The 22,301-nt window shown below is 53.6% G+C and carries 16 protein-coding genes; 4 read left to right on the top strand and 12 right to left on the bottom strand.

The window, feature by feature from the left end; translation table 11 throughout:
- Nucleotides 1–106: 106 nt before the first annotated feature.
- The 10 genes from coaE to VKV18_RS13260 all read right to left on the bottom strand — a co-directional run bounded on the left by coaE (nt 107) and on the right by VKV18_RS13260 (nt 12,137).
- On the bottom strand, nt 107–760 hold the full coding sequence (gene coaE, locus VKV18_RS13215) for a dephospho-CoA kinase (RefSeq protein ID WP_324204659.1): 654 nt from the start codon (nt 758–760) through the stop codon (nt 107–109).
- Between the two features lie 30 nt (nt 761–790).
- Nucleotides 791–2,341 carry a 30S ribosomal protein S1 gene (locus tag VKV18_RS13220; protein WP_324204660.1) on the bottom strand — a complete coding sequence of 517 codons (1,551 nt, stop codon included), beginning with the start codon at nt 2,339–2,341 and terminating at the stop codon, nt 791–793.
- Between the two features lie 252 nt (nt 2,342–2,593).
- Complete coding sequence (gene secD / locus VKV18_RS13225; protein ID WP_324204661.1) at nt 2,594–5,167, bottom strand: protein translocase subunit SecD; 2,574 nt, start codon at nt 5,165–5,167, stop codon at nt 2,594–2,596.
- A gap of 157 nt (nt 5,168–5,324) precedes the next feature.
- Nucleotides 5,325–6,506, bottom strand: a complete 1,182-nt coding sequence (locus VKV18_RS13230; RefSeq protein ID WP_324204662.1) for a phosphopentomutase — start codon at nt 6,504–6,506, stop codon at nt 5,325–5,327.
- Between the two features lie 42 nt (nt 6,507–6,548).
- Nucleotides 6,549–7,568: a zinc-binding alcohol dehydrogenase family protein gene (locus VKV18_RS13235; RefSeq protein ID WP_324204663.1), complete on the bottom strand. Its 1,020-nt coding sequence runs from the start codon at nt 7,566–7,568 to the stop codon at nt 6,549–6,551.
- A complete protein-coding gene (locus VKV18_RS13240; RefSeq protein ID WP_324204664.1) occupies nt 7,565–8,692 on the bottom strand; it encodes an altronate dehydrogenase in 1,128 nt (375 codons plus the stop codon). Before VKV18_RS13240 ends, VKV18_RS13235 begins: the two co-directional genes overlap by 4 nt.
- Nucleotides 8,689–9,621: an aldo/keto reductase gene (locus tag VKV18_RS13245; protein WP_324204665.1), complete on the bottom strand. Its 933-nt coding sequence runs from the start codon at nt 9,619–9,621 to the stop codon at nt 8,689–8,691. The genes VKV18_RS13240 and VKV18_RS13245 overlap by 4 nt, the downstream gene beginning before the upstream one ends.
- Complete coding sequence (locus VKV18_RS13250; protein ID WP_324204666.1) at nt 9,618–9,995, bottom strand: MGMT family protein; 378 nt, start codon at nt 9,993–9,995, stop codon at nt 9,618–9,620. Before VKV18_RS13250 ends, VKV18_RS13245 begins: the two co-directional genes overlap by 4 nt.
- A 2-nt stretch (nt 9,996–9,997) precedes the next feature.
- Entirely contained in the window at nt 9,998–11,026 is a 1,029-nt protein-coding gene (locus VKV18_RS13255) for a Gfo/Idh/MocA family oxidoreductase (protein WP_324201638.1), read from the bottom strand.
- A 175-nt stretch (nt 11,027–11,201) separates the two neighbouring features.
- A complete protein-coding gene (locus VKV18_RS13260; protein WP_324204667.1) occupies nt 11,202–12,137 on the bottom strand; it encodes a hypothetical protein in 936 nt (311 codons plus the stop codon).
- Between the two features lie 601 nt (nt 12,138–12,738).
- Between VKV18_RS13260 and VKV18_RS13265 the strand changes: the two genes are divergently transcribed.
- The 3 genes from VKV18_RS13265 to VKV18_RS13275 all read left to right on the top strand — a co-directional run bounded on the left by VKV18_RS13265 (nt 12,739) and on the right by VKV18_RS13275 (nt 16,545).
- Nucleotides 12,739–13,860 carry a site-specific DNA-methyltransferase gene (locus tag VKV18_RS13265; protein ID WP_324204668.1) on the top strand — a complete coding sequence of 374 codons (1,122 nt, stop codon included), beginning with the start codon at nt 12,739–12,741 and terminating at the stop codon, nt 13,858–13,860.
- Nucleotides 13,861–14,199: 339 nt separating this feature from the next.
- Nucleotides 14,200–15,273, top strand: a complete 1,074-nt coding sequence (locus VKV18_RS13270; protein WP_324204669.1) for a LacI family DNA-binding transcriptional regulator — start codon at nt 14,200–14,202, stop codon at nt 15,271–15,273.
- Nucleotides 15,274–15,612: 339 nt separating this feature from the next.
- Complete coding sequence (locus tag VKV18_RS13275; protein WP_324204670.1) at nt 15,613–16,545, top strand: Dam family site-specific DNA-(adenine-N6)-methyltransferase; 933 nt, start codon at nt 15,613–15,615, stop codon at nt 16,543–16,545.
- A gap of 43 nt (nt 16,546–16,588) precedes the next feature.
- Here the strand turns inward: VKV18_RS13275 and VKV18_RS13280 are convergent, their stop codons facing one another.
- Complete coding sequence (locus tag VKV18_RS13280; RefSeq protein ID WP_324204671.1) at nt 16,589–18,070, bottom strand: glycoside hydrolase; 1,482 nt, start codon at nt 18,068–18,070, stop codon at nt 16,589–16,591.
- Nucleotides 18,071–18,518: 448 nt separating this feature from the next.
- Between VKV18_RS13280 and VKV18_RS13285 the strand changes: the two genes are divergently transcribed.
- Complete coding sequence (locus VKV18_RS13285) at nt 18,519–19,961, top strand: flagellin (protein WP_324204672.1); 1,443 nt, start codon at nt 18,519–18,521, stop codon at nt 19,959–19,961.
- Between the two features lie 144 nt (nt 19,962–20,105).
- On the opposite strand, the gene VKV18_RS13290 is transcribed toward VKV18_RS13285, so the two are convergent.
- Nucleotides 20,106–22,088 carry a TonB-dependent receptor gene (locus VKV18_RS13290; RefSeq protein WP_324204673.1) on the bottom strand — a complete coding sequence of 661 codons (1,983 nt, stop codon included), beginning with the start codon at nt 22,086–22,088 and terminating at the stop codon, nt 20,106–20,108.
- Nucleotides 22,089–22,301 lie beyond the last annotated feature (213 nt).

Genomic DNA, 22,301 nt, shown 5'->3' on the forward strand with positions numbered 1-22,301 from the left:
GGAGTACCCGACACGGCACAAGTGCTGTGTCACTTGCATTATATCACAGCGCCGTGCAAATTGCAAGTACTTTTTTTGTGTGAAAGGCATTCTTTTTGTAGAGCCGTTATTCGATAAATTGCGGTCGGTGTGTTGGGAAGGGTCTTCCCTGGCCTTGCGCCTCTTGTCGAAGGATATCCCATAGACGGAGAACAGCATGATGAAACTGTGAGATGTCCCCCTCATTTCTCAGAACGTAGTCGGCACGCGCGGCCTTTTGTTCCACAGGCCATTGTGCCGCAAGGCGCAGCTTGGCCTCCTTTTTAGATAACATATCCCGTGCCCGTATTCGTTCCAGCAACACCGAATCCGGAGCGAATACGGCAACAGTTCGATGAAACCACCCTTCCAGGTGAACCTCGAATAGCAGCGGAACTTCCACGACTACTATCGTATCCACTGCAAAATCGTAGCGACAGGCTTCCATCTGCGCCCAGAGGAGCCGTAGTATCGCCGGGTGGAGCAGACGCTCCAGGCTTTCACGGGCCTGCCCATCGGTGAAAATGCGCTTAGCCAGGTAAGCTCGATTAAGCGCGCCAGAAGGCAAGAGCGCCTGCGGCCCGAAGGTTCGTGCGATCTCCGCAACGAGAGGGCTATTCACCCCGGTTACCGCCCGCGAGGCCTCGTCGGCACTGAAGCGGATCGCTCCTAGATTTTCCAGAATGTGGGCTGCAAGGCTTTTGCCCGACGCCACACCGCCTGTTAGCCCTACGGCAAACACGAGATCGCAGGTACCTTTGAGGCGATACCCTTAGCCCTCTTCCTCTTCCGAGGAGACATCTTCGAGTTCCTCATCTAGGAGAACCTCTTCTTCCCCTATCTCTTCCTGACGTGCACGTCGCCTCGCGGCCTTGAAGGCATCGCGCAAGGTGTTGAGGGGTTGCTCCTCAGGCTCGCCTGCGTAGCGCCCATAATCCTCGTCTTCCTCCGAGCGTCGGCCTCGCTTTTTACTTCGTTTTCGCTTGCTGCCGGCAGGTTCGGTCGGCGGGGGTGGCGGTGGCTCCTCAACGACAACCGGTTCCACAGGAACGGCAGCCCGTTGCGACAGGGTCATTTTTCGTTCATCGAGGCGCAGTCGCAACAGCTTCACCGTAACCTCTTCCCCTACCGTGGGGGGCATAATACGGCCGGAGCCGTCGCGAAGCATCTCAGAATTCGGCAAATACCCCTCGATTCCCTCCTCAAGTTGCACAAAGGCACCCGAATCGATCACGCGGGTTACTGTGCCTGTCAGCACATCTCCTTCGCGATAGAGGGTCGCTACTTTCTCCCAAGGGTCGGGCTGCGTCCGCCGCAGACTGAGAGAGACCCGCTCCTGTTCGAAGTCCACTTTGATGATATAGACATCTATCTCTTGTCCCTCGCGTAGCACCTCTTTAGGATGATTGAGGCGGCCCCACGACATCTCGGAGATATGCAGTAGCCCGTCAATACCGCCTAGGTCCACAAAGGCGCCATAATTGGTGAGGCGACGCACCACGCCACGTCGAATCTGCCCCGGTGCAATGCTAGCCTTCGCCTCTTCAAGCCTACGACGCCGTTCTTCCTCCACCGCAAGCCGGTTCGAGAGAATGATCTTCTTATGACTGCGGTCTACCTCTAAAACCTTAAGGGGGATGGTCTTTCCCACATAGCGCTCCAAGTTAACTCGTGGCCCTTCAAGCCCAACATGCGAGGCGGGAACAAAGCCGATAAGCTCCTGCTGGCCGACGGCTACCTGAAGTCCTCCCTTTACATGGGCTACCACTTTCCCCTCGACATTCGCGTTCGTTGAGAGCGCCTGTTTTAGCTCCACCCAAGTTCGCTCGAGATCGGCCCGTCGTTTTGAGAGAATGGGGTTTCCAAAGTCGTTTTCCGGTTCAAGCACATAAACCCATATCCGCTCTCCCACAGAGACAACGGTTTCCGGCGGCACACTGCTCTGGCGCGATAACTCGTTGAGCGGAATAATGCCCTCCGATTTGGCTCCTACATCAACAAGCACCTCCTCACGGTCTATCCGCATCACCACGCCTTCAATGATATCTCCCTTCCGCAGCTCTCGAAACGAGCTGGCATAGTCGGTTCCAATATCCTCGGCAGTGCTTGTCTCTGCCGCAGACGAAGCGGGTGGCTCAGGAGGCTGTGAAGTGGTCTCTTCTCCCCCTTCAGCCCTCGTGGTTTCTGAAGAGACAACGGCCGATGCCAACTCCTCTTGCGCAGGTTGTTCGTTTAGGGAACCTTCCTGCGCGGAGGGCTGCTCTTCAGATTCACTTTGGGCATGAACCTCCAATGTGCGCTCCTGAACCGTCTCATCCGACATATTCTCTCTATACTCCTCTCGGCACAGCAACAAAGCTTCCGGTAAAGGCTCCTCATGCAGTGCCCAATACGGTAGGTTAATTCGTCTTTTTGTGGCGCGATTCCTTCTTTTTTCTAACGAGATTCTCTCTTATCGCGCATGAAATGCTTATTTACGGCTCTACGCTCGCTCAAAACCGTTGAGTAAGGAAAAGCCGCAGGCTTCTCCCCACAAAGATGCATGCTTTTTTAACGAAGATACCCTTCTAAGCCGTTACATTCTTCGCCGGCGAACCGGGCGACGGCGACGCGCCCCCGCTTTGCTCTCCGCAGAGCTGCTCGAGCCCGATTCGGTATTACCGGTCGGAACCGGCGTTGTTGCCACCTCCGGTTCGGGCTTGGGTGTAACGATGGGTCTATCCCCCGGTACGGTAAGCACCGACTTTGTCGAGACACTTGTAGAGGGCGTAGCAAGAATGGGGGCTACCGCCTTATCTTGGCCTCGGAAACGCTTCCAAAGCACCAATAGAACGCTGGCATTGAAGATCGAAGAGTAGGTTCCACTGATAATCCCGATAAGCAACGCCGCTGCAAACTGATGGATCTCGCTGCTTCCGAAGATGAAGAGGGCGAGTAAAACCAAAATAACGGTAAAAGAGGTTTTTATAGAACGTGAAAAGGTTTGGTTGATCGAGCGATCTACGAGGGAAGAGAACGTCTCACCACGCGCCCGATGCAGCAGGTTTTCTCGAATGCGGTCGAAAATGATGATCGTGTCGTGTACCGAGAACCCGATGACCGTGAGCATGGCCGTAACGAAGAGACTATCTATCTGCCAGTTATAGAGAAGGCCTAGGATGGCGAAACTGCCCCAAAGCACGGCCACATCATGCACCAACGCCAATACAGCACAAATCCCATACTGAAGCCCTTCGAGGAACCCCCCGATGGCGAATCGGAAGGCAAGGTAGAACACGATAAGCAGTTCGGCAATAATCACCGCCTTCACGGCATCCTCCGTGAGCTGGCGGCTCACCGTACCGCTAACGTCGGCGTAGGCGACTGTGGCGGGCGTTAAGCCGGGCACGAGGTCGGCTCCATTATGGGTCAGTGCATCTATCAACTGAATGCGCTGATCGTTGGTGAGCCGACGTGTGGTAACAATCGCCAAGTGTTTATCTACCGGGGCGTTCGGCTCCTCCGAAATTACAACGCGGCTGTCCTTATAGCCGTTCTGCATCAAAATACGCTCGATTTCGGCAGCGGTATGCGGTGTTTTATAGGAGAGCGTTATCTCGGTGCCCCCCTTAAAATCTATGGACGGTTTGATGCCCCCCATCCCCCAAGCGATCATGCCCGGCACAATAACCAGAGCGGATATGCCCAACCAGAGCCAGGGGTATCGCATCACGCGCAGGTTCCAAGAGCGGGCGCTAAGCCCGTACATCTTTTCGTTGCGCGCAAAATCGAAGTTTACGAGGGCAAAGAGAAAAGTGCGCGTAACGGTGATGGCCGTAAACATGCTTACGGCCACGCCAAAACCAAGCGTTAACGCAAAACCACGAATAGGCCCTGTGCCGAAGTAGTAGAGCACGCAACAGGTGATGACCGTACAGACGTTCGAGTCGAAGATGGCAGAGAAGGCACGATTGAAACCGGCATCAATAGCGGCCCGCAACGGCTGCCCCGCACGCAACTCCTCTTTAAAGCGCTCGAAAATAAGGATGTTAGCATCTACCGCCATTCCGATGGATAAGATGAACCCAGCTATGCCCGGCAGGGTAAAAGTGACCGGAATCAGCTTAAAAATGGCAATAGAGAAGAATGCATAGAGAATGAGAGCCACATCCGCCAGGACGCCCGGCAAGCGGTACCAAAAAAGCATGAACAGCAAAACCAGAACCAGCCCCCAGACCCCTGCAATCGTGGTTGTGTGAACGGCCTCCTGCCCCAAAGTCGCCTCAAGGCTCCGTACCTCTTGCAACTGAAGGGGCACAGGCAGCGCACCGGCATTTAGTTCATCCGCCAGCGCCTTCGCCTCTTTAAGGGTAGCGATGCCTTCAATCTGCCCCTGACCGGAGATCACGCTCTCGATATAGGGCGCCGTAAGCAGGCGGTTATCCAAGAAAATCCCTAGATAGCGCCCGATATTGGCCCTCGTCGCCTGCTCGAAAGCGGCAGAACCTTTATCGTTAAACTGGAATGTGAGAATGGGCTTGTTGGTGATGGGGTCTAAGCGGGCTTCACAGTTCGGTAAAAGGTCGGCGCCGGTTGCCACTAAAAGGTTGGGGTTGTCGAAAACCTGCTCTTGCAGCTCTTGCGGCGTCACCGGTTTGCCGGTTTGGTTGTCAATCAGCACATCCACTTCGGCGCCGGTTTTGGGGTCTCTTTGTATCTCCTGATGCCATATCGCAGGCCGTGAGTTGTCGTGGCTGCCGAGCTGCGGCAGCAGGTAGAACCGAAGGTCCGCAGTGGCTTTCAATTCATTAATAGCCGCCTGCCGGTCGCGCACGCCGGGCAATTCCACGATGATCTGGTTGGTTTCGGGACGGGTGATGATCAGGGGTTCGGTTACGCCGGAGAAGTTAACGCGATTTTCAATGATGTGGCGAACAAGCGAGAGCTGTTCAGGCCCCCACGGATGTCCCGGATGCTCTTTGTTATAAAGGTCTACGTCGGGATGGAGAACAACGCGCAGGCCACCACGAATGTCAAGTCCATAGCGCGGCCTGGTATCGAGGTGAAAAGGCCCTATGTGCCAATCTCGCTTTGTGACAGAGACAAAGATCGAGAAGACGGCCAGCACTAAAATGAGAAGAAGCATTCTCCGATTTTGCGTTGTGGTCAAGACAACCCCTCCGTCCCGAAATTTACAAACGATAGCGACTTTGAGGCATACCAAAGGGCGGATCGTCTTGTGCTCTACGATCCGCTGCCTGTTTTCCTCAAAATTGCGAGAGATATATTATCCTGTACTCTTCCCCTGTGTCAAGCTGTGCCGGTTTCTATGAGGTGAGCAGTTCCGGCAAAAAGCTGGTGCCATGCTCGCCTGGCGGCAACCGGAAGGCATCGCGAATGGTTGCTGCGATATCGGCATAGGTTTGGCGCACCCCTAACGCCACTCCCTGCCGCAGATCGGGGCCGTAAGCGAGTAGAAAGGGATACTCACGAGAATGATCGGTGGAGGGCGTAGTGGGATCGTTTCCATGATCCGCCGTGATCAGCAGCAAGTCGCCAGGTTTCAGGGCCTCTAAAATGGCGGGCAGTGCAGCATCCCAAGCCTCAAGGGCCTTCGCCATCCCTTGCGGATCGTTGCGATGGCCGTAGAGCATATCAAAATCCTCCAAATTGGCGAAGATGAGCGAGGAGCGGTTCTCTTGGGCGGCACGCAATAAGGCAGCTATGTGGTCGGCATTGTTGGTGGTATGGTCCCAAGTGTCAATGCCACGCCCGTTAAAAATCTCGTAGATTTTGCCGATGGCGTGTACTTTGTGCCCCGCTTCCTGCAATGCATCTAAAACGGTTGGCGGCGGCGTTAGGGGGAAATCTTTACGGCGTTCCGTGCGATAAAAATGTCCTGGCTCTCCTGCAAAGGGGCGGCATATCACCCGTCCCACCGCATTTTCTCCTTTAAGCAGGTCGCGAGCGATCTGACAGATGGCGTATTGGCGCTCGATGGGATAGATCGCTTCGTGCATCGCCACCTGAAAGACGCTATCGGCGGAGGTATAGACAATAGGATAGCCTGTTCGCAGATGCTCCTCGCCGAGCTGCTGAATAATAACGGTGCCCGAAGCCGGAACGTTGCCGAGCGTCTTGGTGCCGATAGCCTCCTCGAAAGCTTGGATAATCTCTTTTGGAAAACCGTGCGGATAGGTGGGGAAGGGCCGCGTCTGTATCAGCCCGGCCATCTCCCAATGCCCCGTCATCGTGTCCTTTCCGACAGAGGCCTCGCGCATCTTGCCCCACCCTCCACGAGCGTTCGGTTCCGGAGGCACTCCCTTGATAGGGGTCACATTGCCAAGGCCGAGTTGGCCCATCGTAGGCAGTTTTAGGCCTCCCACGGCTTCGGCGGTATGGGCCAAGGTGTTGCTGCCCTCATCGCCGTAGACTGCCGCGTCGGGCAGCTCACCGGCCCCCACGCCATCTAGGACAGCGATGAGGATTCGATTTCGTTTTTGATCCAAGGCTCGATGTCTCCTTCATGCTCCTGGTGCCAGCAATCGCACCTAGTCGAACACGATCATCGGCTTGATGACGGCCCGATCGGGTGCTGTCCACTGCAGAAAGCGCTCCGGCACCTCCTCACACTTAGCACGTTCGCCCACCCAAGGCTCTATAGCGATCTTTCCGGCCTCGAACAGGCGAATGACTCGCATAAACTCCTCAGGGCGCGCATTACGTGTGGCCAAAAGCGTGGTTTCACGCCGATGGAAATCTGGATCGTTAAAAGTGACGTCTCCTTGAAATAGCCCCACAAAAACCAGCTTGCCACTATGGGCCACATAGCGGAATGCCTGCATCATGGAGTTCGGGTTGCCGGTTGCATCGAAAACAACGGTCGCCAACTCCCCCTGACTTATCTCCAGCAAAGCCTCCAAAGGATTCTGTGTCGCATCTATTGTGTGGGCTACATGCAGCTTCTCACGGCAAAAGGCGAGCCGTTTGGGGTTGGTATCCATCACGATAGGCGTACAGCCGACAAGCTGCACAAACTCCAATACGCTTAACCCTATAGGGCCGGCCCCTACCACCAGCACCAGTTCACCCGGCTTGGGGTCGGCGCGATAGACCGCATGGGCGCCGATGCAGAGCGTCTCCACTAAAGCGAGCTGCTCCCAAGAAAGGCTGTTGGCACGGTGCAGTTTATGAAGAGGTACTGCGACGAACTCCCGCATGCCGCCATCTATTCCCACGCCCATTACTTTTAGGTTCAAGCAGCAGTTCGGTGCCCCGCGCCGGCAAGCTACGCATCGCCCACAATGAAGATAAGGCTCAACAGCACAGCGATCGCCCGGCTTCAGCCCCTGATCGTTGGGGCCGATCTCTACGATTTCGACTCCCAGCTCATGCCCTAAGATGCGCGGATAAGAAAAGAACGGTTGACGCCCGTGAAAGGCATGGAGATCGGTCCCGCAAACGCCCACGCGATGCACGCGCACCAAGGCTTCCGTTTTCGGATCGAAAGCTGGTTGCGGCGTATCCACCAAAACCAGACGACCTGGCTGCTCCAAGATTAGGGTTTTCATGATGGTACTCCTTCTGGATGAAACGCGATCGCCTGCTCCAAAAGACGAGGGGCTTTTCCAAAACGCGCCTTATACTCTTCATACGTAGGAAGCAGACGCACCGGCACTTTTTGACGATGGTTTTTGGCGATATCGGTTAACCGATGATGCAGGAAGGGGTTTGCAAAGCGTTCGAGAACCTGCTCCGCAAAGGTCTTGGGGTCGTCCACGCGCCCTTCGAGCGTTGGCACGATCTCCTCAAATAGAAGACGTTTCAGCCACGTGAGAACTTCGGGGTCGGCCAACGCCTCTCTTACCGTTTGGTAGCCACGCGGCATGGCCTGACTCAAGAGAGCGGTGTGGGCCCCGTTGAGAATGCGCACCTTTCGCAAAAAATAGGGTTCTACATCGGGCACACGCAGAATAGGGGGCAGATCGGGGAACGGCCCCGGCATAGGCTTGTTTTCCAAAGCCCAAAGCGCATAAGGCTCGGCGACGGCCAGCAACGCATCTTCGGGAAAGAGGGTGTAATCGGGGGGACGATCGGTCACGATTCGGTCTACCAGCGTATTAATCCAAACACACTCCTCCTGTAACCATCTCAGCAAAGCCTCTCTCTCACGCCAGGCTTTTGCCTGAGCAAGAACGAGCGAAAACAACAGATCGGCATTATGCTCGCGCAATTCGCAGGGAATGATGGCCACTCCGGCAAGCCCGGCTTCAAAACGCGCTCGCAACAGCGCAAGAAGACGCGCGGGAAAAGAGGCAGGTGGTTTGGCATCTCGCGCGTCGCCCTCTGCAAGGGCCAAACCGGCCTCGGTGGTATTAGAGATAATGAAGCGCAAATGGGGAGAGCGGGCAAGCGCCACGATCTCCTCCCATTGATGTCGGATGATCAGCGCACGCTGCACACAGGCAACCTCATGAACCGTATCTATTTTCTCTCCCCGATCGATTCCTCGAATGGCCACATGAAAGCGGCCCTTTTGCGCATTCAGCTTCTCGGCATAGCCCGAATCGGTGGACTGTAGCACCACCACCTGCCCGATTCCTTGGCCGGCTTCGTTGGCCTGCTGAATAAAAAGATCGGTGAAAGCGCGTAGAAAGCGCCCCCCACCAAACTGCAGTATTGTGACGCTACTCATTTATCTTGATTCTCCGGTCTCCCACTAGGCCAGGTTGTGACGACTCCTTGAAAGAACCCACGAACTTTATGAAGTAGTTGCAGATCGGGCATCACCCCCACACAACGGAGATTCTTCTCCAGCGTTTTACGGTCGGCCATACCCACCAGTGTTACGTGGATGGCCGGATTGGCCAATGCGAACTGCAGCGCTAGCTCTGCAAGGTCTTTGCCTTGTTCCCGACAAAAGGCGGCCGCTTGTGCGGCGGCCATTCGGAGCGCCTCCGAAGCGGGATGCCAATTCGGCGGGCCTGTATCCGTCAACAGCCCCATGGCCAACGGCGAGGCGTTAACGATGCCGAGTTTCTGCTCCTGAAACCAGGGGAGTAAGCTTTCCAAATCGGTGTTGCAGAGCGTGTAGCGACAGTAAGAGAGAACGGTGTCTACTCTAGCACGAGGCAGCACATAGCGAAAAATGTAAAGAGGGTAGCCGGTGATGCCGATGAAGCGCACCTTGCCCTGCTGGCGCAACCGCTCTAAGGCCGGTAGTGTCTCCTCAACGATCTGGTTTAGGGAGCCAAACTCGATGTCGTGGCACTGAATAATGTCAATGGTCTCCACGCCGAGCCGCTGTAAGCTCTCCTCCACGCTGCTAACGACCCTAGCGCCAGAAAAATCGAACCGATCTCTATCGTAGCGCCCCACCTTAGTGGCCAAGATATAGGATTCGCGCAGGGTGGTTCTTAAGGCACGCCCCAGAACGCTTTCAGCACGGGTACGGCCATAGTAGGGTGCCACATCGAAGTAGTTCATGCCGGCGTCGAGGGCTGCGTGAACCGTGCGAACCCCCTCCGCTTCATCAATTGGGCCGAACTCGCCACCTAAAGGAGAGGCCCCGTAACCGAGGATCGAGACCCGCAAACCGGTTGCACCTAGCTCTCGATAGATCATCGTGTCTCTTCCGCCGGTTCAAACAGGGAGGGCCCCGGAAACCACTGTGCTTTGGCCATATCTACCCGATACGGGTCGTCCGGGTGAAAGGGCACTCCTTCGGCTCGGAGCAATGCTAGCTGCCGTTGCATCGCCTCTGGCGATCTCTTTGCGATGGGGAGGTAGCCCCCTGCCCCAACCACTCTTTGCCAGGGGACATCGGGCGGCGCGTAGCGCATCGCCACGCCCACCTGGCGCGCTGTAAGCCGCATCTCCTCCACCATCTCGGCCACCTGTCCGTAGGTTACCACCTTCCCTGGAGGCACTCGTCGCACAAAGGCATAGACTACCTCGTAGAAGTCGTGCCCATCCGGCGCTTCGAGAACCCGTGCCATCTCTAGAAAACGACCTCTCGATGTTCGCGGGCCGCCTTATAGCAGTTTTCCAGCATCTGCGTTAGCGCCCAGGCATCGTAGATGTTGATGGTCGGCACGGTGCCCTCCCGAATCGCGCTTACCCACTGTTCCATAGGCGATGGCAACGCCTTTGGCAAGGACGACGGTGATGGCGTGACGCAACCTTGGATTTCCCCAGAGGTTACGCGCTGGCTGATCAGCTGAATACGAGGTCCTGCCGGCCCTTGGTCAATGCCAAGATAGCCCTGCGTTCCGTAAATCTCCAGCGGGTTGGGGCCGTAGCGGTGCACCCAGGAGACATCCAGAATACCGATGGCACCACTTCGAAAGGTAACGGTGGCCACCATATTGTCATCTACCTCGTAGGCGCCGCTGAAGTTCGTCATCTGAGCAACCACGGAGGCCGGCTCACCCAGGAACCAGCGCATGATGTCTACTCTGTGACATCCTAAGTCAAAGAAGGCTCCCCCTCCGGCCTTGCTCTCCTCACCGAACCAGGCAGAACCACCGGAGAACCAGCGATCGAGAGCGGCCATATGGGCAACGCGCGCTCGCATAAGGGTGATGTCTCCCAAGTAGTTCTCATCTATCAGCTTCTTAGCGAACAGGATCTCCGGGCGGGTGCGCGATGGCAGCGAGATCATGAATCGGATGCCGGCGTCCTCCACAGCACGCATCACCTCGGTAGCCTCCTGCACGGTGATGGTGAGCGCCTTCTCGGTAAAGATATGTTTTTTTGCTTGCGCGGCAGCCACCAGGATATCACGATGCATGAAGGTGGGTGCGTTTACCACAACCGCTTCCACTTCAGGAAGGTTCAGCACCTGATCCAACAGCGCATAAAAGGGCACTCCCCTGCGCTCCGCTTCCATGCGTCCACGTGCCGGGTCTTCATCCCACACGGCCACCAACTTCAGATGGGGATTCGCTTCGATTTGAGCCGCATAGTCGCGCGCATGAACGTGCGCGAAGGAAAGCATCGCTACCCCAATCTTGCCGTCTTCTGCCAATGTCTCATCTCCTTATTCAAAAGTTTTTCAAGGCGTTTTTCAATTCGATACCCCTATGTCTTTCTCCTGCCAAATGGGTTGGATGAGGCATCAGGTTTGAGGGTCTATACGGACTAGCAGAAGTGTTCTTTACACTTTGTTGTTTTGATAGCCTATGATAATAGGCGCAGCGCACTTAGGGGGTCTTTTCGTTACCGGATGGCTCGATCGCCGAGCGCAGCAACTCTGTTCGGCTCGCCTCTTTGCCGCCATCCGTGCCAGAAATAGCTGGATGCAGCAGATCGGCGAAAGAATCGGGTGGGTCGGCCGGGCGCAGTAACGTGAGAGGGTTTGGAGTTGCATTCTGCTGCGCAATGATGTGCACGGCGCGAGCGATACGTCGTGAGAGCGGCCAATCAGTCTCTGCGGTTTCGCGATGCAGTCGTGCTAAAGCCATCAGTACCTGTGGTTCGGCGATCTCCTCTAACATGCTCACAACGTTCATGCGCAGGGCATGGTTCTTCACATAGTAAAGCCCAAACAGCAGGTGCGTTGTGGCGTGAACCGCACGCAGCCACTGCAGGGCACAGCGAGCGGCTTCACGGGCGATGGGGTCGTCGGCGTCGAGCAGTTGCCAAAGGACGGTGAGGTCTTGGGGGTGTTGGGTTAACAGTGCATGACGAAACGTCCATTCAAGCCAGTAGACTTGCGGCTTTGGAGAGAGGAAGAAGGCCTCCTTATGATACAGCATAACTAACGCCTGACAGAGGGTTTCGGCCAACTTGGGGTCGGCAACATACAGGGCGGGAAAGAGGGTGACCATCAGAGACAGCAGTAAGGAGCTTGAATTGCTCTCAGCTTGGATGATGGTTCGGGTAATGGCCGAAGTAACCACTTCCCATCGGCGCAAGTTATCTTTTGGCTTTTGCGGGGCCTCTTGTTGTAAGAAGGTAAGAAAGGTTTGGACAGCCCAATTTTGCTCCCCCTCCAGAGCAAGAGGCACTTCTCGCGGGCTTCGATAGAGAATCTTGGCGACGGTGAGCATATTCTCTTCGTCTCCCCATAGGAGAGAAAGAGCTGGTTTTATGCAGTTCGTATTTACCTCTACGCCCATACCCGTCTCCAGCTCCAACCGCTTACCGCCTCTTTCTTATTATTTTAACAGATTTTAGGAAAGCGATCTATTCTCAGACACATGGCACCAAGTGTTGACCCACACATTAATCCGTAGCTAGATTGTAGCCCCCAAGCTTTGTACGCTCCCTATTCTATAATGGCTATGCTTGCATAAGACTATTGCATTTTGCTAATCTTAAGACCTTCGCCCACTTCTACTCAATGCTCTTTGCCGGCTATTAACCGTCTCCATCCAGCAGCGAGGCAGTATTTAAACGAGCAAGCTGTGCGTGCTTTCCAAAATGGTTACAGATGGAAGAAACACAGCCAGTCTTTCGTTAGATATGCCATATACCGGCAGGAGGGTTCTGTTCATTTGTAGGGTAAAATTAAGCATTGGACAGGATGTACCCTAGTAGTCATGTTCTAGCATGACATGTTAGTTTTAATACAGCCCTCCGGCCCTGCGTGTGTACCGGTCATGCTATCGTCTCCGAACGTAACCGTGCATAATGCTTACTTGCCTCAATATATAGAACCATACAGCCTCTCACGGTGCAACTTAGTCTGTAGATCGAACAAGGTTCACCTTACTAAAGCTCGAAAGGTAAATAGTAGTGCAACAACGCGCATTTCCTCATTCTTCGCGGATACCCGACCTTCCTATTAATCAAATAATACAGGGCGACTGCGTTGAGGTCTTGAAGTCCTTTCCGGACAGCTGCATAGACCTTATATTCGCCGACCCGCCATACAACCTTCAACTTCGTAACGAACTATTAAGACCCAACCAGACGCTCGTTGACGGCGTGGATGAGGAATGGGATAGATTCTCCGATTTTGAAGAATATGATCGCTTCACCGAACAATGGCTCTCTCAGTGCAGACGAGTGCTTAAAGATACCGGCACGCTCTGGGTTATAGGTACCTATCACAACATCTTCCGTGTGGGCAGGATTATGCAAGACCTTGGATACTGGATCCTTAATGATGTCATTTGGTATAAAATCAATCCCATGCCGAATTTTCGTGGTACCAGGTTTACAAATGCCACGGAGACCCTGATTTGGGCGAAGAAGTCCAGCGAGCAGAAAAAGTACACTTTCAACTATCAGGCGATGAAGAACTTCAATGACGGGAAGCAAATGCCAAATGTTTGGCATATTCCCTTATGTACCGGTGCCGAGCGAATTAAACGGAACGGCCAAAAAGCGCATCCAACGCAGAAACCTGAAGCCTTGCTTTATCGCGTTATTCTCTCATCAAGCAACCCCGGTGATATTGTTCTCGATCCTTTCTTTGGCACGGGCACGACAGGCGCTGTGGCCAAGAAATTAAAACGAAACTACATAGGCATCGAGGTTGATCCACTCTACATCGAAGTCGCTCAGCGTAGAATCGAGAGCCTCCCTTCCATGTTGCTTGAAGATACGGAACTGATTACCATGTCAAAACGCGCAGCTCCGCGAGTAAGTATGGGTCAGTTGCTTGAAGCCGGATACCTCAGCATTGGACAGCGTCTCTACTCACCGACCCGGGAGGTAGTCGCAACTCTAAGAGCGGATGCCCAACTCTCCTGGAACGGTGTCATAGGCTCCATTCATGAGATCGCAGCACGCGCACAAGGAAAACCTGCCTTTAACGGCTGGGAGTTTTGGTATATTGAGGATGAATTCGGAAACCTCATAAGTATCGATTCCCTCCGAGACAGATACCGAACAGAGAAAAAGTTGATTTAGAATAGACACCACTCTTGAACAGCTAGTCCGCGATGCGGTCAACTTGTTCTTCGTTCACTCACATCCAAAGCACAAATAGAACCTTGACAAGAGAGGTGGGATAAGGTAGGATTTAAAATGGACGAATATGTCCTGATCAAGGAGCGTTTATTCCTTTCCCCTGCGCTGTTGTGCAGGGGAAAAATTGAAGAGAGCCTTGAAACTGCACAATTGATGTAGCTCTTTTAACAAAGCGGCTGGGCATAGAGGGTGTGATTTGATAAATCGGTCTACGTTCCTGTATGTCTAGCTTTCATGTCTAGTTTCGTTTTATCGTAAATCTCTCCGATAGGATCAAACATGTCGCAGTCTCAAGAACCGAATCGCCATAGAGCAAGACGAGCTACACTGGCCCAAGTGGCAAAGCGTGCAGGAGTCTCGAAAACCACCGCCTCTTTCGTGCTTACCGGCAAGGCCGAACAACACCGTATATCCGAAGAGGTGCTCATGCGCGTGCGGCAGGCCGCTGCTGAACTGGACTATGTGCCTAATCGCCTTGTGCACTCCCTACGTCGGGGCACGACGCGCATCCTCTCCTTCTATAACGGCTTTCGTAATCGCTCTGCCGACGATCTCTACCTCGATATCTTCACCTCCGCCATTGAGCGGGCGGCAGGAAAACGCGGTTACGACATCCTCGTCCACTGCGATTTCAGCCGCACGCCTATCGAGGAGTATCGCCATCTTAACGGAGGGGTTGTGGATGGGGTGCTGTTGTGGGCACCGCGTCGCCATGATCCACTGTTGCCCTACCTACGTCGCTCACGCCTCCCCACCGTTCTTGTCTCGCGTTTTGACCCTGAAGGCGTGCTTCCAGGAGTATGCGACGACATGACCTCGGGCATTCAACAACTGGCCGAACGGCTCTATCGGTTGGGACACCGTGATGTGGCCATTTTGGCAGAACTAAGCGACAGGCTCTACGAAACTGAGGAGCGCATCGAGCAGATGCGCATGGCGCTGCGTACCTACGGGGTCGAGGTTCCTCCTGAGCGCATTATAGACTATCATGGCATGATGACCGGCCCTCTACAGCAACTTCTCTGCAGCCCTCCCCCTCCAACCGCTCTCTTTTGTTGGCGCGATCGGCTTGCGTATTGGGTGCTTGAAATCTGCGAAAGCTTAGGCGTAAAAATTCCCGAACAGCTTTCGGTAGTGGGCTACGACGGCCTCTACTGGCCAGCAGCAACACGGCATCGTGTGACCTCGGTGAAAGTAGACCTGAATGCACTCGCCGAAGCGGCCGTCGCGCTCCTGGTGGATTACGTGGAGGGACGCGAAGTTGAGATACGCCAAACTTTAGTACCCGTTACGATTCTAGAAGGAACGACGTTAGGCCCGGCGCCTTCTCTTTATGAACTAGGCCGCATGTGATGCAGTCTTCGACAGGTAAAATGTCATCATGGATACCGATAGATTGTTAGAGGCTCTTCATGCCGAAATGGAAGCCTTTCATAACGCCGTTTCGACCAACGAAGGCGGCAAATGTTACCGTTATGCTTTGGATATAAAAAGTACTTCTCGAGCCGGCACAGAACATCGGTTATCAAAGATTTTGAATTCTTTGTGCACGAAAAATATCGTATTGCTTCCGACCGCTTTGATGATTATTGGATGTCTTATTTAACTATGGACATGGCACGGGCCGCCGGGCTGATCACACCCCCATATACGAATCTGGATAGTTACATGCAATACAAGAGGATTTGACATATGAATATTCATCAGTTACCCCGCAAAATCAACCGTATTGTTGTTCCCCCAATAAAATGTCAAGGTATTAAAACTCAATTGGTAAGGTCTATTCTTTGCAGCCTTACCTGGAACGGTCAGGGCCGATGGATTGAACCCTTTGTTGGCTCTGGCGTGGTTGTCTTCAATGTTCAACCTCAGCGTGCCCTACTTAACGACATTAATCCCTATATCATTCGGCTCTACCGAGCGATATGGGACGGAAGCATAACCCCAGCAATGGTGAGAGAGCATTTCACGACAGAAGGAGCTCGGCTGCTAACTCAAGGCGAAAGCTACTACTATCTAGTTAGAGAACGCTTTAATCGAAACGGTGATCCACTCGACTTCCTTTTTCTAAACCGCTCCTGCTTCAACGGTCTCATACGCTTCAATCGCAGAGGTGAGTTTAATGTACCTTTCTGTCGAAAGCCGGATCGCTTTCGACCAGCCTATATCACGAAAATAGTGAATCAGGTTGTGCGCATACAAAAAATCATGCAAGGTAAAGACTGGGAATTTCGGGTAGGTGATTGGCGGGAGTGCTTAATGTGTTTAGACAAGGATGATTTTGTCTATTTTGATCCACCTTATATTGGTCGTCATACCGACTACTACCAACAATGGTCTGACAACGATGCGGTTGAACTCGCAATGATGGCGCGCAACTTACCTTGTGGGTTTGCGCTCTCTATGTGGAAAGAGAATAAATATCGAACAAACTCCCATATCGAACAACATTGGAATGGGCAAGTGGAGAGGACTTTCACCCATTTCTATCATGTTGGTTCGGTCGAGACTTTCAGAAACTCCATTCAAGAGGTACTCCTCATAAAACCCGGGTACGAGTCACTTTTTCCGCAGCAAGTAGAACCTGCCAAACCCGCGCAATTGGTAATGAACCTGGAGACTTAAATGTTGCCTTGTAAAAAATAGATGTGGTAGATGTTCTATTCCCCTAGAGTTTTGATTTGGCAAAAGCGATTTTAGACCCTAACAAACCTGTCAGTGTAACAACAGAATAGGGTGGAATAACATAGCTTTGTTCTGGGGGGACGGACGCATAAGGCTTGAGATCGTCCGTAGCACTGGTTACATAGGGCGTTAGCGCCCCTAGCTGCGCGTTTTTTGCCTGAACCGCTATGGGCACCACCCGATCCGTCGTGTTGGTAAGCACAACAGCCACTCGCTCACCCGCCGGCGAAACATAGGCCGAAGCGAGAACGCCCTCCAAGCCATTGCCTCCCTCGATATGCACCCGACACCATCCAGGGCGAAGGAAACGGCTATAGTTGCCCAGTACCCATAAGGTCTTCGACAGATAGATGGTTTCCGTGTCTCCCGGCTTCTGATAGTCCGTGTAGATCAATCCATCCTTATAGTCATAGTGAGAAACGGCCGTCCACCAGTTCCATGCTGCCGCATTGGCATAAGCTAAGTCGGCATGGATCACCCGTGCCACACGCAGCGCCGTCTCCATCGAAAGGTCTCTTTTCCATTCCATAACACAGTACTCTGTTTGCCAGAAGGCCCACCCAGGATAGCTCGCAAACGCCTTTGCCACCTGCTTACAAACCGACAGCAGATACCCGTTTGGATGGTCGGAACCGTACCCATGAGCGCCAAGATGTGGGCCGAGCAAGGGCTTAATGGCCGGATCGCCCAACAGTTCTCCTAAATAGTTTCCGTAACGGGCTTTATACTTGGCCTCCATCCAGTCTACGTAGTGCGTAAGACTTTGAAAGTTGCCCGATTCGACCAAAGCGATCTGCGTAGGCAGCTTTTGCCTTTGTAGTTCTTGGTAAAGAGCAACGGTTATGGCTGTAATATCCTCATTGCTCGCCCTGTTGCCCTCCTGATTGCAGCCTCGATTCCATTCCCACTGCGGCTCGTTAACCGGGCTAATGTAGTTAAAAACAATTCGTTCATCTTCAACAGGATTGCTCAAAAAATGATGCAAAATGTCGGACAGGTAGCGAGCGAAGGCTTTTGTCATCGAGGGGAGCAGGTTGGTCGTGCCAAGCCCATCGGTGCAGTTGGTAAGCCCATTGCGTGTCATGCGTGCCGGTGGGCTGTTAACAAACGCCAAAAACTTGGGCACCCCGCGTGCTTTGGCCGCTCTCAGAAACCAGCGCTGTCCCGGTAGCCGCTGCCAATCGTAGACACCGGGGCGCACTTCAAACGTGTCGCCTGTGCGCCAAGGGTCGTGAATGGTCACATGGTTATAGCCGCCGGTTAGGTTGAAGCGCCAGCAGCTCAGCCCGATTCCCTTCTCTATGGAGAATAGGAGGTCTGCCAACCGCTCCTTATTCGCACGGCTCCATTCAGAGCCGATGTGTGCGGCCCACCAACAGTCCGAAGCGCCAAAGTGATCGATTGTCTGATAGCGAACGGTTGGATCGAGAACCAAAGTGCAACCTAAAGGTGTTGTTGTCTGCATAGAGATAATAATCTGCTAAATTATTTTAGTCTTTCCCTCTCTAGATTACCTGATCAACTCAAGAAAAAGAGCCAGGTCTCTTGGCAAAAAGACCTGGCCGAGTCCATCAAGGAGAGACACCGTTCTAAAATGGGAGATCAACACCGCTCAGGTTATGCCATGCTTACCCGTCAACCTGGTCTGCAAAGACTACCTGCTTTTTGGGGCGAACCCATATCCCCTTACTTATAACAGTTTTTACCCAAACCTCTCTTCTTTAACAGGAAACCTCGTAGGATTGCTGACATTCTCTGAAGAGATAATCTGGCACTACCTCTTCAGAGAGCGCTGAACCCATCTGAAGCCGAGCCGCTTTTCCTGTCGTTTGGCGAAACAGGAGGTTCGCACCATAGCACTTCGCTTGCTGTCTCAGGCGCTCGAACAACACCCATGGAGGAGACTACAGACGATGGATTTCTCTTTCGTCACCAATCTGAACGCGCTTGCGGCCAGTTACTATTTAAACCAGACGAACGCGGCAATTCAGCAGTCGCTGCTTCGCCTTAGCTCCGGCCTTCGCATTAATAGCCCGGCAGACGACCCTTCCGGCTTTCTCATCGCCACCAACTTACAAACCCAAGTAAACGGCATGAACCAAGCCCTTTCCAATATCCAGAACGATGTGAACGAGGTAAAGACCGCCTCTGGGGCGGTGCAACAGATCGTTACCCTCGTGCAGAACATTCAGGCCAGCGCCCTAGATGCGCAAAGTAACCCCGGCAATGCCGCTGCCGATCAGCAGGCCATTCAGTCGGCCATTGCAGCCATCAACAACATTGCCAACAATACCACTTTCAACGGCATCGGTTTGCTCAACGGTACGGCCGGCACAAGCGCCTCCGTCACCAATAGCAACCTCATTGCATCGGCGAACTTTGGCGGCACCTTTGCCAACGGGGTAACCCAGTCGGGCAATGTCACCATCACGGTGACTCAAGCGGCCACCATGGCCACCATTACCGGCACGGTGAGCTATGCCAGCGTCAATGCAACCATCACCAATTCGGGCACGGTTACTATCAACGGACAGAGCATCACGGTTAGCTCCGGTGAAACGGTGCAGTCGCTTATCGACAGCATCAACCAAATCTCCAGCCAAACCGGCGTGTCCGCCGGCTTCAGCGGGGGCAAAATCGTTCTGACGCAGACAAACTATGGCGCCAACTACTCCATCACGGAGAGCGATAGCGCCGGCGCCATCATCGCCGCCGGCAATGCGACCACCGCAGTAGGTCAGAACGCCCTGGCAACTGTCACGGCGATGACTCAAATTAACGGCAGCACGGTAGCTCAAACCGTCAACTTCACCGGCGGCGTCAACCCCACCGATTCCGGGCTGCTCCTCAGCGATGCCAATGGCAATAAAATCCTCCTCACAGCATCCGGCAACTCCACAAGCACAAGCAATGTGGCAGTGGCCAATATCTCTTCCAATCCGGCCCAATTCCAGATCGGCGCCAACGTAGGGCAGACGGTGAGCTTCGCCTTTCAAAACATGCAGGCCTCCCAACTTGGTACCACGGCTATCCCAGGCCAGTCGCTTCAGAGCATCAACGTCACTACGCCCACCGGAGCCGCCAACGCCGTGCAGATAGCGAACGCCGCCCTTAGCCAAGTCACCACCTATGCGGCGGAGCTGGGTAATTTTCAGAAAAACACGTTGGAAGCTACCCAAAACTATCTGTCGAACGCGGTAACCAACCTTAGCGCCTCCGTTTCCAACATTATGGACGTGAACGTTGCCCAAGAAAGCGTCAACCTTGCGAATCTGCAGCTGCTGCAACAAAGCGGAATAAACGCCCTCTATACGGCCAACAACTTAGGGGCGCTCTACCTCAAGCTGCTCCCTTAAAGCGGCAAATAAGAGAGCGGCAAACAGGGGCAGGCAGTCTTGAGAGACTGCCTGCCCCTGTTATCAGCTGCTTGGCACTAAACAACCCGTCTGTCTTAGGTGCGGCCAGGCTTCCCTCAATAGGGCTTCTTTGCGCTAAATCCTCTAGAACCTACCGGAGATGGCTAGATAGAGGTTCGTTCTTTGGGGAGCGACTTGGGCAGGTAATGGGCTATCGGCATCGAAAGGAAATTCAATATGACGATCATCAAAGAGATTATGTACGATAAATGCAATTGTCAGTGGTTCCTTGCCCTCGCGTAGCCGATAGCCTATTCTTAAGTCGGTTCGCACATAGGCCGGAGCGGTGTCAAAACCTCCATCCCCTGTGATGGCCCCCACAGTCCCTACCAGATGCGTCCCCACAAACAGCTCCCAGCGTCTAGCCGGTTCCCAATCTAACCCAACATTGAGCATATGGTTAGGTTGGAAAAGGCCTACTACACTCCCTGCGCTAAAATGCTGGTTGGCGAATGCGTAGTTGAACAGCCCGTGAAGCTGCCTTGTCAACTGCACCTCACTCTCCACTTCAAAACCATAGGTCCGGGCGTTTCCGATATTGCCAAACGTTACGGAAGAGGGTGTACCAGGGGGAAACGGCGGTGAAGGGAAAAAAGTGAGTGGTAGCGATCCAATCAGCCCTTTGACATTGTTGTAATAGAAGCTCACCCCAACAAACCCGTTGGAGAAGCCTTTTCGCCAATCTATTTCGCCCCCTTGCAATCGAATAGCAGCGAGATGGGTGTTTCCAACAACGCCCTCGCTCACCATCGGCGCAACAGGAATAGAAAAACTCGCATAGGACGTTATGAGGCTTGGAATTTGGTAGGAAGTGCCGTAGGTAAAACGAAGGGTTTGCTGCCTTCCCAAATCTTTAACCGCTGCGACACGCGGTGAAAGTCGAGCCCCCACAAGAGAATCGTCGTCATAACGAAGGCCCATATAGGCTATCCAACCCTTACCTAGTTTCGCCTCGTCCTGGGCATAAAGCCCAAAGAGATTTTGGTTATGCCGACCAGGAGTTGCGATCCCTGCATGGAAGTAGACATGACGTAGGCTCACCCCATAAACGAGCGTGTTGACCGTACTAAGCGTGTTCTGCTTCTGTATCTCTCCCTCTACAATGTAGTGGCGCGTATAGTCCACATTTTGTGCTGTTTCAACGTAGTTACCGTAGCTTGCACGGACCATAAGTGGATTAGAGACGTTCGGCTCATCATAATGCAAAGCCAAATAGGACTGATGGAAGTGTGCGCCTTGAAGAAAAATATCCTGGTAAACGTTCTCGCTAGAGTCCACATTTCCCGCTTGCAAGCGATAGTTCGTATGCCGACTTTGACGATCCAAATCGAAGCTGACCATCGGCGTGGCATAGCTATCCCACACTCCCATCTTTCCCGCCGTTCCATAACCGCCTGTATGGTTATAGGCAAAACCTAGAGAAACGGCATCGCCATGATGGTCGGCAGCGGAAGCCAGAAGTTCGTCATAATCGCTTTTATAGCCGCCAAGGATCGTGTGGAAGCGAAGATTGTTTCGCGCCCCATTTAGCTCCTCTTGGGGCGTTTTGGTAATGATGTTGATCACGCCGTTAAACGCGTTAGCGCCGTACAGAGTGGAGCCGGGGCCTCGCACGATCTCGATTCGTTTCACCTGCAGTAACTCAAGCGGCAAGAAAGTCCAGGTAATCCCCCCGCTTACATCCTGATTTACCGGTCGTCCATCAATCATCACCAGGAGGGTGTTCGTTAGTAAGGAGTTTAGGCCACGCAAAGAAACGCCGGCTACGGTGGCATTGCTTTCGGAAACGTTTAGGCCCGGCACATAGCGCAGCACATCGAGCAGTGTTACGGCGCCGGAGCGTTCTATCTGATCGGCCGTAATAACGGTGACGACAGCAGGCGCCTGATCTATAGGCTGCTTCGTTCGGGAAGCGCTTACAACATCGAGCTTCCCTGCAAAGAGAAGCTCATTCTCTTGGGAATTTGCCGGTCCCAATTTGGCTTCGAGGCAATGCCCCGACACTGTGATGAGGCTTAGCACAAAGGCCAACACACCCTCTGAAAGAATCTTCCATGATTTATGCAAGGTTCCATCCTTGAAAAGAGAGCCAAGCGACTCAAGAGGATGCCTGCACCACTAGGCAGCGCGCCGCTGAGTCTCTTGCTGCTCTTTGAGTTGTTCACGCACAGCCCTTACGAAGATGGGCACGAGGTTGGGATCGAACTGCGTGCCGGCGCCGCGCTCTATCTCTTGCAACGCCGTTTCCACATCCAAGCCGGCGCGATAGGGCCGATCCAT

It is taken from the genome of Chthonomonas sp., assembly GCF_035294505.1.
Taxonomy (GTDB): Bacteria; Armatimonadota; Chthonomonadetes; order Chthonomonadales; family Chthonomonadaceae; genus Chthonomonas.